This window comes from Micromonospora rhizosphaerae, assembly GCF_900091465.1.
In the GTDB taxonomy this organism is placed as follows: domain Bacteria; phylum Actinomycetota; class Actinomycetes; order Mycobacteriales; family Micromonosporaceae; genus Micromonospora; species Micromonospora rhizosphaerae.
Window position 1 is genome coordinate 6,635,664 of sequence record NZ_FMHV01000002.1, and the last position, 13,298, is coordinate 6,648,961.

Sequence of the window (13,298 nt, forward strand, 5' to 3'; positions counted from 1 at the left end):
CTCACTCCCCCCTCGCGGGTGCCTCGGCGGCCGGCCCGCCGACCGTGGCCGGGATGCCCGACCCGTCCAGCGGGGCGGGCCCGCCGACCGTGGGCGCGGGCGAGGGGTGACCGTCGGAGTCCGCCTCCTTGACCACCCGGACCGCCGCCACCTTGAAGATCGGCTGCTTGGAGACCGGGTCCCAGGCGGTGATGGTCAACTCGTTCGCCGCCCGGATGTGACCGTCGCCGTCCGCGGGCGCGTCCCAGTAGCCGTAGTGGAAGGGGAGAAAGACGACGCCGGGGCGTACGCCGCAGACGCGGGCCCGGGCCCGGACCACCCCGCGCGGCGACTCGACCCGGACCACGTCCCCCTCCCCCACGCCGAGCTTGTCGGCGTCGGTGGGGTTGAGCTCCACCCAGGCCTCCGGCGCGGCGTGCATGAGCTGCGGGGCCCGCCCGGTCTTGGTCCGGGTGTGGAACTGGTAGACCGTGCGGCCCGTGGTGAGCAGCAGCGGGAACTCGTCGCTCGGCACCTCGGGCGACGGCTGGTACGGCACCGCGTGCAGGAACGCCCGCCCGCGCGGCTCCTTGGCCCGGTACTCGTCGGGCAGCAGCTCCGCCCCGGTCAACATGTCCTGGCCGTACGTCTCGCAGTAGTCCGGGTCGGTGTTGAAGACGCCGTCGGTGTAGAGCCGTTCGGTACCGTCCGGGTGCTCCTCGTTGCACGGCCACTGGATGCCGCCGGCACGCAGCCGCGCATAGGTGATGCCGGTGTAGTCGCACGGCCGGCCGCGCGAACACTCCTTCCACGCCTCGAACGCCGACGCCGGGTCGGTCCAGGTGATCAGCGGATTCCCGTCCTTGTCGCGGAAGTCCATCCGGCGCGCGTAGTCGAGGAAGATGTCCAGGTCGGGACGGGCCTCCCCGGGCGGGTCGACGGCCTTGTCGGAGATGTGGACGGTCCGGTCGACGTTGGTGAAGGTGCCGGTCTTCTCGCCCCAGGTGGCCGCCGGCAGCACCACGTCGGCCAGTTCGGCGGTCTCGGTGCGGAAGAGGTCCTGCACGATCACGAACAGCTCCGGCTTCGACAGGATCCGGCGGACCCGGGCCAGGTCGGGCAAGGACACCGCTGGGTTGGTCGCCGAGATCCAGAGCAGCTTGATCGAGCCCTGCTCCGCGTACCGGAAGATCTGCATGGCGTGGGTCGGCGGCGACCAGTGCGGGATGGTGTCGACCGGCACGTTCCACAGCCGGGCCAGGTCGGCGACGTGCTCCTCGTTCTCCCAGTTGCGCAGGCCGGGCAGATCGCCGTCGGCGCCGCACTCGCGGTTGTTCTGCGCGGTCGGCTGGCCGTTCATCTGGTAGAGCCCCGCGCCGGGCCGGCCGATCATGCCGCGGATCAGGTGCAGGTTGTTGACCTGGCAGGAGGCCGCGGTGGCCTGGTTGGACTGGTAGAAGCCCTGCAGCACGGTGGAGAGCAGCCGCTCCGAATGCCCGAGCAGCTCGGCGGCCTGCTCGATCTGCCGGGCCGGCAGGTCGCAGATCTCGGCCACCTTCGCCACCGGGTAGTCGTCCACCACCCGGCACAGCTCGTCGAAGCCGACGGTGTGCGTCCGGACGTACTCCCCGTCGTACCAGCCGCGGTGGATCAGCTCGCGGAGCAGGCCGTTGAGCAGGGCGACGTTGGTGCCGTTGCGCAGCGCCAGGTGCACGTCGGCCTCGCGCGCCACCGGCGTGGCGCGCGGGTCGACCGCGAGCATCGCGGGCGGGTTCGGCCCACGCCGCCGGTCCAGCATCCGCATCCAGAGCACGGTCTGGGTCTCGGCGACGTTGTGCCCCCAGAGCGCGATCGCGTCGCAGTGGTCCACGTCGGTGTACGACCCGGGCTGCCCGTCAGTGCCGAAGGACGCCTTGAGCGCCGAGGCGGCGGTGGCCGTGCAGAGCCGGGTGTTGCCGTCCATGTGCGGGGTGCCGAGCCCGGCCTTCCCGACCACCGCGAGCGTGTAGTACTCCTCCAGGAAGAGCTGACCGGTGGTGTAGAAGCCGAAGTGCCCCCAGCCGCCCGGGCCGTTGAGCAGCTCCTTCGACCGCGCCACGATCCGGCCCATCGCGGTGTCCCAGTCGGTCTCCACCAGCCGGTCACCCTCCCGGACCAGCGGCCGGCGCAGCCGGTCCGGGCTGTGGTTGGCCTGCCAGCCGTACAGGTCCTTCGGGTCGACCCGGCCATGGTTGACCCGGTCGCCGGGCCGCCCCCGTACGCCGACGATCCGGTCGTCGATCACCGCGATGTCCATCGCGTCGCCGTTGGAGTGCAGGATGGACGCGCTCGGCACCCAGCGCTGCACGTCCGCCTCGGTGTGCCCGTCGGCGAGGAAGCTGTCCACCCGCACCGGCCACCGCTCACCCGGCCCGTACGGGGTGCGCGGCCCCCACGGGTCCGCGATCCGGTCCACCATCTCATCCCTCCTTGGCCGGGGTGGTCATTTGCTCGCGACTGCGGGGCTCCGCTCCGCTGCGCTCCTCGCGCTCACGGATGCCTTTTTGCTCGCGACTGCGGGGCTCCGCTCCGCTGCGCTCCTCGCGCTCACGGGGTGCCCGCCAGAGCGGCATCTGCCGGCCGGTGGCCCGGTTGAAGAGCAGGTCGACCAGCGTCACCAGGAGCACGGCCGCGAACGCGGTCACCAGTTGGGTGGGGGTGTGCAGCAGCCCGAGGCTCACGATCAGTGTGGTCGCGCCGGCCGGCGGGTGGGCGGCGTTGAGCAGCACCAGCACCGCGGCGGTGACGGCGAGCGAGCCGGCCGCGGCGACGATCCGCAGCCCGGAGACCCCTTCCTGGAGCGCGGACGGGTGGTCCGCGAGCCCGGTGACGACCAGGAGGGCGTACGCGGCGAGCAGCGCCACCAGGTGCCCGATGACGGTGTTTCGGGGTGACGACTCCGGCTTGCCGGGCTGTTCGACGTGCAGCATGATCGCCGGCCCGAGGCTCGGGAAGAGCCAGGGTTGCCGGGTCAGCAGGGCGACGGTGCCGGCCACCACCACGGCGACCGCACTGCCGCCGAACGCCCGCGCGGCGGGCCGGGACGGCGTCTGATCGATCTCGGCAGGCATGCGGGAGGCTGTACCCCGGTTGCCGGAGGTCGAATCGACGCACTTTCCGGGTCGCCCGCTGACACCACCTGCTCGTCTGTGATCATCTAGCCGGACTCGATCAGCGACTTGATCCGGCGCAGCGCATCCTGCAACGCGCGGGCCGGATCCCTGCCATTGGTCAGCTCCAGCGCCCGACGCGCCGGGTCGGAGCGCCAACGCATCTCGGCCCGGATGTCAGTGCCCCCGTCCTGCTGGGCCCTCACCAGCTCGATCCGCCCCTGCTGGGGGATTGGCCCCTCGATCACCCGCCAACTCAGCCGGCCCGGACCGTCAACGGTGATCTCGGCACGCCACTCGGTGCCGCCGCGGGCCCGGTCGCGGGCCACGCAGCGGAACCGGTTGTCATCGAGCTGTTTGAGGGTCGCCCACTCGGCCAGCGCCCGGTCGAGCCGTTCCCGGTCGGTCCAGAAGCCGATCACCTCGTCCACCGGGCGGTCCACGGTGATCCCCCGATGGACGACGTACCAGCCGTCCTTCCGCTCAAGCTGCTGCCGGCGCCGGGCCACCAGCCGACCGACACCGACCGCGGCCACCGTGGCGCCGCCGGCCACGGCCCACTTTGTTCCCTTGCTGGCCATCACGTCTCCTCCACCCCGGCGTCCGGGAGCGGACCCCCCGCGCCCCCGCTGCCGCTACCCGTCGAGGAGCCGTCGAAACGACAGCGCGGCGGCACGCACGCGACAGCCCGCGGCCACTTCCGGGGGGAAGTGGCCGCGAGCTGCGGCGTAGGGGCTGCGTCAGTAGCGGACCTGTTCGCGGGACTGCTGCGCCTGGTCCTTCACGTCCTGCGCGGCCGACCTGGTGTCGTCCCTGACCGTCTGCACGGCGTCCTGCGCGGTGGCCTTCACCGACTCGGTGGCCTGCTGCGCCGGCTCGCGCAGCTCTTCCTTGATCTCGCCGGCGACCTCGCCCAGCTTCTCCTTCACCACGCCGCCGTGCTCGCCGGCCTTCTCCCGGACCTGCGTCGCCACCTGCTGTTCGCGACGGGTGGCCGGGATCAGCGAGGAGACCAGCATGCCCACGCCGAACGCGATCAGGCCGGCGGCCATCGGGTTGCCCTCGGACTTCTCCCGTAGCACGTGCGGGGCCCGGTGGGCGGCGTCACCGACGGCCGAGGCGGCCGAGTGTGCCTTGTCGCCGACCGTGGCGGCCGCCGTGGAGGCGTGGTCGCCCAGGGCGGTGTGGCCGGTGCTGTGGCCCAGGTCCGAAGCGGTTCCCATCACCTTGTCCCTCACGTTCTGGAGCGCGTGGCGCACGCGCTGCTTGCGGTCGTCGACGATGCGGCTCGGGCTGACCTTGTACGCCAGCGCGTCCACGTCCGAGCTCAGGCTGTTGCGGGTGGCTTCGATCTCCCGGCGGATCTGATCGGGATCGGTGCTCATCGGGTGACTCCCTCGGGGTGCGGCTTGAGCGCGTCGGGGATGCGCTGCACGCTGTCGTTGGTCTGCTTGAGGCCGCGAATCCGCTCGGCGTTCTTCCTGGCCATGGAGTAGAGGACCGCCGCGATCGCGGCCCAGATGACGGCCACGATCAGCGCCGCCCAGCCCGGGTCCATCACGTTGGACAGCCCGGCCGCGAGCGCGATCGAGAGGAAGAGCGCCACCATGTAGCCGCCGAAGCCGGCGCCGCCGAAGAGCCCGGCGGCCTTGCCCGCCTTCCTGCCCTCCTGGCGGATCTCCGCCTTGGCAAGTTCGACCTCCTGCCGCATCAGCGTGGAGAGGTCGCTGGTCACCTGGCGCATCAGCTCGCCGAGGGAGCTGCCGCGGACCTCGTCCGCGGTGTGCCGGGCGCCCGAGTCGGGGTGGTACCCGGAGTCCAGGCCGGACCCCTGCGTCGGCATGCTCATGCCGTCGCCTCCCTTCTGACGGATCGGACGCTCACGGACGGGTGGAGCCGCTCGACGGCACGCCCGGCAGCGGGTCGGTCTGGCTCACCGGCGGCAGCGGCGAGCCGGTGCCGGTCTGCGGTTCGGCGTAGCCGCCACGGGTCGGGTCGGTGTAGCCGCCCGGCTCGGCGTAACCGGTCTGCGCGTCGGCGTAGCTGCCCGGGGTGGGGTCGAGGTAGCCGCCCGGGGGCACCTGGTCCGGCACGCCGCGCGGGGCCGGCGGGGTCGGGATGACCGCGGTGCGGTCCGGGTCGTACCCCGAGCCGTACGGCCGGTGGGCGTCGTTGTCGTCACCGACCGCGGCGATGTTCCTGGTGAGCCGGCCGGCGACCACGCCGAGCAGGGCGGCACCGACCAGGAACGTGCCCGGGTTGCGGCGGGCGTAGCTCTTCACCTCGTTGAGGATGTCGCCCGGCTCCCGCTCCTCCAGCCAGCTGGCCACGCCGTGCACGCGCTCGGCGGCCTGGTGGGCCAGCTCGGTGACCGGGCCGGAGCCGCCCCCGTTCTGCGCCATCGAGCGCACCTCATCGGCCAGCGAGCGGAGCCCGCCGGCGGCGCGTCGCTGCTGCTCGCCGGTCTGGGTGGCGAGCGTGTCGCGCGCCTCGCCGTAGAGGTTGCGGGCCTGGCGGCGGGCCTCGCCCACCACCTCCCTGCCCTGCTCCTTGGCGGTCTCCGCGACGGCGCCGCCGGCGTTCGCGGCCTCCGAGCCGACCTGGCGGGCCTGGTCGCGGACGCCGCCACCGTTGGTCGACTCCGATCCGTAGGTGGACGACGTGGGTGAGAGATCGTAGGTCATGATGTCCCTTCCGCTAGATGTCGTAGCGGTGGTGTTGGGGGGATCGCGGCCGACGTGTCGTCGGCGTCACCATTGACCTACCCACGGTCGTCGGGTCCATGCCTGATTCGCCATTTCTCTGCGCGGGCGCCCCGTCGCGATCAGACAATGGAGGTCGTCCGACCTCGGGCGGCGGCTGAGCCATGGAGGTGACAGCGATGGCACGTGACGTGCGCGAACGCGCCCCGGCCCGCCCGCGGCCCCGGATCAAGGCGGTCGCCGCAGCGGTGGCCGCCGTCTTCGTCCTGATCGGTGTGCTCGGGTTCGTCCCCGGCATCACCACGCACTACGACGAGCTGACCTTCGCCGGCCGCCACTCGGGGGCGAAGCTGCTCTGGACGTTCCAGGTGTCGATCCTGCTCAACGCGCTGCACCTGCTCTCCGGCCTGCTCGGGCTGGTGCTGGCCCGCCGGCTGGCCGGGGCCCGGGTCTTCCTGGCCGGCGGCGGTGCCGCCTACCTCGGCCTCTGGCTCTACGGCTTCGCCATCGACCGGCACGGCCCCCTCAACTTCATCCCGGTCAACGAGCCGGACAACTGGCTGCACCTCTTCCTCGGCTTCGGCATGCTCGTCCTGGGGCTGCTGCTCTCCAACGACGTCGGCACCGGCGGCCGGCTGGACACCCCGATCGACCGTCCCTGACCTGCGCCGTCACCTGCTCGGGTGGGCACCGCCCCCGGCACGCCGGAGGCGGCGTTTGCCGGATCTTCGCCCTGGGCAACGGAGAGTCACCCGGCGACGGGGAGCCGGCTCCGACGGACGAGGAGGTCCTGCGATGCCACGGTGGTTGCGGGGGAACGCGCTCAGCGCCGCCATGCTCGGCGCGTTCGTGGTCTTTTTGCTGTTACAGAGCGTGTTCGGTTGGCAGACCCACAACGAGGAGCTGGCCGAGTACGGCGCGGCGCCGCTGAGCTGGTGGGCCTACCTCGGCACCGGGCACTTCGCCGAGGCGGTCTTCGAGAACTGGGAGTCGGAGTTCCTCCAGATGGGCGGCTACGTGCTGCTCACCGCGTACCTGGTGCAGAAGGGATCGGCCGAGTCGAAGCCCGAGGACCAGGGCGACCGGCCCGAGGACGACCCGCGCCGGGCCGGGCCCGACTCTCCCTGGCCGGTACGGGTGGGCGGGCTCCCCCAGGTCATCTACCGCAACAGCCTCTCGCTGGCGCTGCTGCTGATCTTCGCGGGCTCGTTCCTCGGCCACCTGTTCGGCGGGGTGGTGCAGTACAACGAGGAGCAGGCGCTGCAGAGCGGAGCAGACCCGATCAGCGCGTGGCAGTTCCTCGGCACCAGCGACTTCTGGTTCCAGTCGATGCAGAACTGGCAGAGCGAGTTCCTCGCCGTCGGCGTGCTGATCCTGCTGAGCATCTTCCTTCGCCAGCACGCGAGCCCGGAGTCGAAGCCGGTCACCGCCGCCCACGCCGAGACCGGCGCCTGAGCGACCGGGCGCGCCCGCTGGTCGGGCCGGGCCGCCGTCAGGCGGCGACCGGCAGCCGCTTGGCGAAGCAGACGCTGTACGGGTTGTCGACGTACTCGCCGTAGACCGGGACCGGCTCGTAGCCGCAGGAGGTGTAGAGCCCGATCGCGGCCGGCAGGTACGTCCCGGTCTCCAGGCAGACCACCGAGTGGTCCTGCTGGAAGGCCAGCTCCTCCAGCGCCGCCAGCAACTGCCGGGCGATGCCCCGCCCCCGGTACGCCGGGCGGACGTACATCCGCTTCAGCTCCCCGGTGTCGCCGTCCAGCGCCTGGATCCCGCCGCAGGCCACCGCCCGGCCGTCAACCACCACGACCAGGTAGCGGATGTCGTCGTGGGTCAGCGTGGCCTGCCCGTCCAGCCCGCCATCGGCCTCGCGCAGCTCGCGCTGCTGGGCCGCGACCAGGGCGGCGATCTCGGGATCGATGGCGGGGCGGGGTTCGATCAGCATGCCGTCACGCTAGGCCGAACAGATTTCGCACAGGTTTCCGGCGATCGACCCGGTTGCGGCGGGTATGGAGCTATTCCCAGTCCTCGTCGTCGTCCGCTTCCTGCGTCGCCGCCTCGACCTCGTCGGCCGGGCGCTGCCGGCGCGCCTTGCGCGCGGCCAGCCGCTCGGCGGCGGAGAGGCGCGTCGGCCTCTCCTCCAGCCGTACGTCGGCGCCCCGGACGCTCGGGACGAATTCGGCGAGGACGGTGGGCTGCCAGTCGAACTCCCGGTCGCCGATCCGCACCAGGTCGCCGGGGTTGGCGCCGGCCTTGGCCAGCTTCTCCTCGACGCCGAGGCGGGCCAACCGGTCGGCCAGGTAGCCGACGGCCTCGTCGTTGTCGAAGTTCGTCTGCAGGACCCAGCGCTCGGGCCGGGCGCCCCGGACGGTGAACGAGCCGTCCGGCTCCGCCTCGATGGTGAAGCCCGCGTCGTCGACCGCCTTCGGGCGGATGACGATCCGGGTCGGCTCCGCCGGCGGCGCCGCCGCGCGGGCCTGCTCGACCAGCTCGGCCATCGCGTACGTCAGCTCCTTGAGCCCCTCGCGGGTGGCCGTGGAGATCTCGAAGACCCGGAAGCCGCGTGCCTCCAGGTCCGGCCGGACGATCTCGGCGAGGTCCCGCCCATCCGGTACGTCGATCTTGTTCAGCGCCACCAGCCGGGGCCGGTCCGCGAGGCCGCCGTACTGGGCCAGCTCGGCCTCGATGGTCTCGATGTCGGCGAGCGGGTCCCGGCCCGGCTCCAGCGTCGCGGTGTCCACCACGTGCACCAGCACGGAGCACCGCTCCACGTGCCGGAGGAACTCCAGCCCGAGGCCCTTGCCCATCGCCGCTCCCGGGATCAGACCCGGCACGTCGGCGACGGTGAAGGTGTGATTGTCCACCCGGACCACGCCCAGGTTCGGCACCAGGGTGGTGAACGGGTAGTCGGCGATCTTCGGCTTGGCGGCGGATATGACCGAGATCAGCGACGACTTGCCGGCCGAGGGGAAACCCACCAGGCCGACGTCGGCGACGCTCTTCAGCTCCAGCACCACGTCCAGCCGGTCGCCGGGCTCACCCAGCTCGGCGAAGCCGGGCACCTTGCGCCGGGAGTTGGCCAGCGAGGCGTTGCCGCGACCGCCGCGACCGCCGCGGGCCGCCTCGAAAGTGGTGCCCGCGCCGACCAGGTCGGCCAGCACCTCACCGTCGTGGGTCTGCACCACCGTGCCGTTCGGGACCTTGAGCACCAGGTCGGCGCCGTTGGCGCCGTCCCGGTTCGAGCCGGAGCCGCCCTTGCCGTTCTCGGCCTTGACGTGCGGGCGGAAGTGGAAGTCGAGCAGGGTGTGCACCTGCGGGTCGACGACCAGCGAGACGGTGCCGCCGTGCCCGCCGTTGCCACCGTCCGGCCCGCCGAAGGGCTTGAACTTCTCCCGGTGGATCGAGGTACAGCCGTGCCCGCCGTCGCCGGCCTGCAGATGCAGGACGACCCGGTCAACGAACGTCGTCACGACGCCAATCCTTCCAGCGGGATCCGTCCCGCACCTGAAAAAACGAAGCGGGCCGGGACCCGAGGTCCGCGGCCCGCTTCGCCTTCGAACTACTGCTGCGGCACGATGCTGACGGTCTTGCGACCGCGCTTGGTGCCGAACTGGACCGAGCCGGCGGCCAGCGCGAAGAGCGTGTCATCGCCACCGCGGCCGACCAGGTCACCGGGGTGGAACTTGGTGCCACGCTGACGGATGAGGATCTCACCCGCGCTGACGACCTGACCACCGAAGCGCTTCACGCCGAGCCGCTGGGCCGCGGAGTCACGGCCGTTACGCGAGCTGGACGCACCCTTTTTGTGAGCCATTGGAGGACGACCTACTTCCCGCTGGAGATGCCGGTCACCTTGACCTGGGTCAGCGGCTGGCGGTGACCCTGGCGCTTGTGGTAGCCGGTCTTGTTCTTGAACTTGTGGATCCGGATCTTCGGGCCCTTGGTGTGCGCGGCGATCTCGCCGGACACCGAGACCTTGGCAAGCTGCGTCGCGTCGGTCACCAGGTCGTCACCGTCGACGAGGAGCACCGCGGTGAGCTTCACCGCGTCGCCGGGGGCACCGACGAGCTTCTCGACCTCGATCACGTCGCCCTCGGCGACCTTGTACTGCTTGCCGCCGGTCTTGACGATCGCGTACATCGGAGGCGGACTCCCTGTCGTTGAGGCTGCTGGCGGTCGTTCCCACGGCGGCTCGCCGGGTAGCAGTGACACCGGCGGCGCGGGCACGCGGGAACTCGGCACACCAAAGTGCGCCGCAGGCCAGGGTACGCCATGAAGGGGCCGCCACCCAAACCGGGCCTGCCAGCGGGGAGGCCGGAGCACCCGACGGGCTGGACGTGGCGGGTGTGCCGACCGGGGCCGACGAGACGACAGGGCCCCTCCCACCGGTCATTGTCGCCGGGGAAGGGGCCCTGTCAAACTCCGCCGTCGTCAGCCGATCACGGCCGGGTACGCCGACGGGCGCCGCCGCGACGCGAGCGCCGCCGGCTGGTGCCCCCCTCGGTGCCCTCGGTCTCGGTCTCGCCCTCGCCCAGCGCGTCCGGGTCGTCCGGCGCGGCCAGCCGGGCCGACTCGCCCTCCTGGCTGTCGGCGACCGCCGGGGCGGCCGGCGTCTCGGTCTCGTACCGGGACAGGTCGTAGCCCATCGTGTCGTGGTAGTCGGCGTCCGCCCGGTCCTCGGTGACCTCGGCGACGGTCTTCTCCTGCGCGGCGGACTTGCGGGCCCGGCGCCGGGCCGTGCCGCCCGCGGCCTGCTCGGCCGGCGGGGTGGTGACGGCCGAGGCGACCGCCTTGACCTTCTCCCCCGCGCCGCCGCCACGCGGCTTCTCCGGCACCGGCTCGGTGTGGATGATCAGGCCGCGGCCCTTGCAGCACTCGCAGGTCTCGCTGAACGCCTCCAGCAGGCCCGCGCCGATCCGCTTCCGGGTCATCTGCACCAGGCCCAGCGAGGTGATCTCGGTGACCTGGTGCTTGGTGCGGTCCCGGCCGAGGCACTCGGTGAGCCGGCGCAGCACCAGCTCCCGGTTCGACTCCAGCACCATGTCGATGAAGTCGATCACCACGATGCCGCCGAGGTCGCGCAGCCGGAGCTGGCGGACGATCTCCTCCGCCGCCTCGAGGTTGTTCCGGGTGACGGTCTCCTCCAGGTTGCCCCCGGAGCCGGTGTACTTGCCGGTGTTGACGTCGATGACGGTCATCGCCTCGGTCCGGTCGATCACCAGCGACCCGCCGGAGGGGAGGAAGACCTTGCGATCGAGCCCCTTGAGGATCTGCTCGTCGATCCGGTACTCGGCGAAGACGTCGGTGGTGCCGACGTGCCGGCGCAGCCGGGAGACCAGGTCCGGCGAGACCTGCGACAGGTACGACTCGACCATGTCGTACGCCTGGTCGCCCTCGATCACCAGGTCGCGGAAGTCCTCGTTGAACAGGTCCCGCACCACCCGGATGACCAGGTCAGGCTCCTCGTAGAGCAGCACCGGGGCGCCACCCTCGGCCGCCTTGGCCTGGATCTCCTCCCACTGCGCCTGGAGCCGCTTGACGTCGCGGGCCAGCTCGTCCTCGCTCGCCCCCTCCGCGGCGGTCCGCACGATCACGCCCGCGCCGTCCGGAACCAGCTTCTTGAGGATGTCGCGCAGCCGCTTGCGCTCGGTGTCCGGCAGCTTCCGGCTGATGCCGGAGGCGTTGCCGTGCGGCACGTAGACCAGGTGCCGGCCGGAGAGCGCGATGTGGCTGGTCAGCCGGGCGCCCTTGTGCCCGATCGGATCCTTGGTGACCTGCACCAGCACCGAGTCGCCCGACTTGAGGGCCTGCTCGATGGAGCGGGCCCGCCCCTCCAGGCCCGTGGCGTCCCAGTTGACCTCGCCGGCGTAGAGCACCGCGTTGCGGCCGCGCCCGATGTCGACGAAGGCCGCCTCCATGCTGGGCAGGACGTTCTGGACCTTGCCCAGGTAGACGTTGCCAGCCATGGTGGCGGTGGAGTTGCGGGTGACGTAGTGCTCGACCAGCACGCCGTCCTCGAGGACCCCGATCTGGGTCCGGTCGCCGCGCTGGCGGACGGCCATCACCCGGTCGACCGCCTCCCGGCGGGCCAGGAACTCCGACTCGCTCAGGATCGGCGGCCGGGTACGCCGCTGCTCGCGGCCGTCCCGGCGACGCTGCCGCTTGGCCTCCAGCCGGGTCGAGCCGGAGACGCCCTGCACCTCGTCGACGGCCCGGCGCGGCTCGCGAATCTTGACCACGGTGGGCACGCCGTCCTCCGTGGTGGCCTCGACGTCGGCGGCGCCGCGACGACGGCGACGGCGACGGCGGCGGGTCATCCCTTCGCCCTCGGCCTCCTCCTCGGCCTCCTCGGCCTCGGCCTCGGCACTCTCGGCCTCGGTCGCCTCCTCGGCCTCTTCCTCCTCGAGGTCCTCCACGCCGCCCTTGCCCCGGCCCCGACCTCGGCGGCCCCGGCGGCGACGGCGACGGCCCGTGTCCGTCTCCTCGTCCTCCTCCGCCTCGGCGGCCTCCTCGGCCTCGACCTCGACCGGCTCCTCCTCGGCCTCGACCTCGACCGGCTCCGCCTCGCGGCGGCCCCGGCGCCGGCGGCGGCCGGTCTCGGCCGGCTCCTCGGCGGGCGGCTGCTCGGCGGCCGGCGGGGTCACCCGAGCGGCCGGGATCTCCTCCGGCTGCGGCGCCATGAAGAGCACGGTCGGGGCGGTGAGCGCGGCCCGCCGCCGGCGGGTACGCGGCTCAGGCTCCTCGCCCGCCTCCTCGGGCCCGCCGCGGACGGCGGCGCCGGGCGCGACCTCGCCGGCCTGCCGGGTCTCGGCGGCCGGCGGCACCTCGGCGGCGCCGGTCTCGGTGGGCGTGGGCTCGGCGGCGATCTCCTCCGCCGGGACGGGCTCGACCTCGGTCTCCTCGACCGACTCCGGCCCCGCCTCCGGCCCGGCGGCGGGCTCAGCGGCCGGGGTCTCGGCCGCGGCAGCCTCGGCGGCCGGCGGGACGGCCTTCTTACGGCGGGTACGGGTCACCTTGACCGGCGGGACGACCTCCTCGGAGGCCTCCTCCGCATCGGTGGCGATCACGGGCTCCTCCGCCGCCTTCGCGGTGGTCGCCTTGCGGCGACGCCGGGGCGTCTTCGGGGTTTCCTCCTGCTCACCGGCGACGGGGACGACTACCTCCCCCTGGGGCGCCTCCCCGGTGGTCGACCCGGCGTCGGTGGACGCCTCGACCGGCGCTTCGGTCTGCTCCGGCTGGTTGAGCGGGGCGGCCCGGCGGCGGCTGGTCCGCTTGCGGGCCGGCGCCTTGGCCTCGGTGGTGTTGTTGGTGTTGTTGTCGGCGGTCTCGCCGGCCGGCTGTGAACCGGTCCGTTCGCCGCCCTTGGGCTCGTTCTCGAGCATGGACGTTCTCCAGTTCTGGCTGCCCCGGGCGCGGTTGAGCGCTGCCACGCAGGGTCGCCGCAAAAAGGTGTTTCCGCCGGGCGCGCGAG

General features: G+C 72.5%; 13 protein-coding genes. 2 read left to right on the plus strand and 11 right to left on the minus strand.

Annotated features, from left to right (window positions below):
• Position 1: 1 nt before the first annotated feature.
• The 6 genes from GA0070624_RS31210 to GA0070624_RS31235 all read right to left on the minus strand — a co-directional run bounded on the left by GA0070624_RS31210 (position 2) and on the right by GA0070624_RS31235 (position 5,812).
• Positions 2-2,437: a molybdopterin oxidoreductase family protein gene (locus GA0070624_RS31210; protein WP_091346895.1), complete on the minus strand. Its 2,436-nt coding sequence runs from the start codon at positions 2,435-2,437 to the stop codon at positions 2-4.
• A 1-nt stretch (position 2,438) separates the two neighbouring features.
• Positions 2,439-3,089 (minus strand): HPP family protein, encoded by a 651-nt coding sequence (locus GA0070624_RS31215; RefSeq protein WP_091346897.1) that lies wholly within the window; start codon positions 3,087-3,089, stop codon positions 2,439-2,441.
• An 86-nt stretch (positions 3,090-3,175) separates the two neighbouring features.
• Entirely contained in the window at positions 3,176-3,709 is a 534-nt protein-coding gene (locus tag GA0070624_RS31220) for an SRPBCC family protein (protein ID WP_091346899.1), read from the minus strand.
• A gap of 159 nt (positions 3,710-3,868) precedes the next feature.
• Entirely contained in the window at positions 3,869-4,513 is a 645-nt protein-coding gene (locus tag GA0070624_RS31225) for a DUF3618 domain-containing protein (protein WP_091346901.1), read from the minus strand.
• Positions 4,510-4,977 (minus strand): phage holin family protein, encoded by a 468-nt coding sequence (locus GA0070624_RS31230; RefSeq protein WP_091346903.1) that lies wholly within the window; start codon positions 4,975-4,977, stop codon positions 4,510-4,512. The genes GA0070624_RS31225 and GA0070624_RS31230 overlap by 4 nt, the downstream gene beginning before the upstream one ends.
• A gap of 31 nt (positions 4,978-5,008) precedes the next feature.
• Positions 5,009-5,812: a hypothetical protein gene (locus GA0070624_RS31235; protein WP_091346904.1), complete on the minus strand. Its 804-nt coding sequence runs from the start codon at positions 5,810-5,812 to the stop codon at positions 5,009-5,011.
• A 209-nt stretch (positions 5,813-6,021) separates the two neighbouring features.
• On the opposite strand from GA0070624_RS31235, the gene GA0070624_RS31240 reads away from it, so the two are divergent.
• On the plus strand, positions 6,022-6,492 hold the full coding sequence (locus tag GA0070624_RS31240) for a DUF4383 domain-containing protein (protein WP_245719212.1): 471 nt from the start codon (positions 6,022-6,024) through the stop codon (positions 6,490-6,492).
• Positions 6,493-6,625: 133 nt separating this feature from the next.
• The gene (locus tag GA0070624_RS31245) at positions 6,626-7,285 is read left to right on the plus strand and encodes a DUF6766 family protein (RefSeq protein WP_091346907.1); all 660 of its coding nucleotides are present in this window, start codon (positions 6,626-6,628) and stop codon (positions 7,283-7,285) included.
• Positions 7,286-7,322: 37 nt separating this feature from the next.
• Here the strand turns inward: GA0070624_RS31245 and GA0070624_RS31250 are convergent, their stop codons facing one another.
• The 5 genes from GA0070624_RS31250 to GA0070624_RS31270 all read right to left on the minus strand — a co-directional run bounded on the left by GA0070624_RS31250 (position 7,323) and on the right by GA0070624_RS31270 (position 13,209).
• Complete coding sequence (locus GA0070624_RS31250) at positions 7,323-7,772, minus strand: GNAT family N-acetyltransferase (protein WP_091346909.1); 450 nt, start codon at positions 7,770-7,772, stop codon at positions 7,323-7,325.
• 70 nt (positions 7,773-7,842) lie between these two features.
• Positions 7,843-9,297, minus strand: a complete 1,455-nt coding sequence (gene obgE, locus GA0070624_RS31255; RefSeq protein WP_091346911.1) for a GTPase ObgE — start codon at positions 9,295-9,297, stop codon at positions 7,843-7,845.
• Between the two features lie 89 nt (positions 9,298-9,386).
• Complete coding sequence (rpmA, locus tag GA0070624_RS31260) at positions 9,387-9,641, minus strand: 50S ribosomal protein L27 (protein WP_013288010.1); 255 nt, start codon at positions 9,639-9,641, stop codon at positions 9,387-9,389.
• 11 nt (positions 9,642-9,652) lie between these two features.
• Complete coding sequence (gene rplU, locus GA0070624_RS31265) at positions 9,653-9,967, minus strand: 50S ribosomal protein L21 (RefSeq protein WP_091346913.1); 315 nt, start codon at positions 9,965-9,967, stop codon at positions 9,653-9,655.
• A 299-nt stretch (positions 9,968-10,266) separates the two neighbouring features.
• The gene (locus GA0070624_RS31270) at positions 10,267-13,209 is read right to left on the minus strand and encodes an Rne/Rng family ribonuclease (RefSeq protein ID WP_091346916.1); all 2,943 of its coding nucleotides are present in this window, start codon (positions 13,207-13,209) and stop codon (positions 10,267-10,269) included.
• Positions 13,210-13,298 lie beyond the last annotated feature (89 nt).

Bases quoted from the DNA above. Each gene is read 5' to 3' on its own strand.
- GA0070624_RS31250 (WP_091346909.1), bottom strand. From the start codon at position 7,772: ATGCTGATCGAACCCCGCCCCGCCATCGATCCCGAGATCGCCGCCCTG.
- GA0070624_RS31220 (WP_091346899.1), bottom strand. From the start codon at position 3,709: ATGGCCAGCAAGGGAACAAAGTGGGCCGTGGCCGGCGGCGCCACGGTG.
- GA0070624_RS31215 (WP_091346897.1), bottom strand. From the start codon at position 3,089: ATGCCTGCCGAGATCGATCAGACGCCGTCCCGGCCCGCCGCGCGGGCG.
- GA0070624_RS31270 (WP_091346916.1), bottom strand. From the start codon at position 13,209: ATGCTCGAGAACGAGCCCAAGGGCGGCGAACGGACCGGTTCACAGCCG.
- GA0070624_RS31210 (WP_091346895.1), bottom strand. From the start codon at position 2,437: ATGGTGGACCGGATCGCGGACCCGTGGGGGCCGCGCACCCCGTACGGG.
- GA0070624_RS31245 (WP_091346907.1), top strand. From the start codon at position 6,626: ATGCCACGGTGGTTGCGGGGGAACGCGCTCAGCGCCGCCATGCTCGGC.
- rplU (WP_091346913.1), bottom strand. From the start codon at position 9,967: ATGTACGCGATCGTCAAGACCGGCGGCAAGCAGTACAAGGTCGCCGAG.
- GA0070624_RS31225 (WP_091346901.1), bottom strand. From the start codon at position 4,513: ATGAGCACCGATCCCGATCAGATCCGCCGGGAGATCGAAGCCACCCGC.
- GA0070624_RS31235 (WP_091346904.1), bottom strand. From the start codon at position 5,812: ATGACCTACGATCTCTCACCCACGTCGTCCACCTACGGATCGGAGTCG.
- GA0070624_RS31230 (WP_091346903.1), bottom strand. From the start codon at position 4,977: ATGAGCATGCCGACGCAGGGGTCCGGCCTGGACTCCGGGTACCACCCC.
- rpmA (WP_013288010.1), bottom strand. From the start codon at position 9,641: ATGGCTCACAAAAAGGGTGCGTCCAGCTCGCGTAACGGCCGTGACTCC.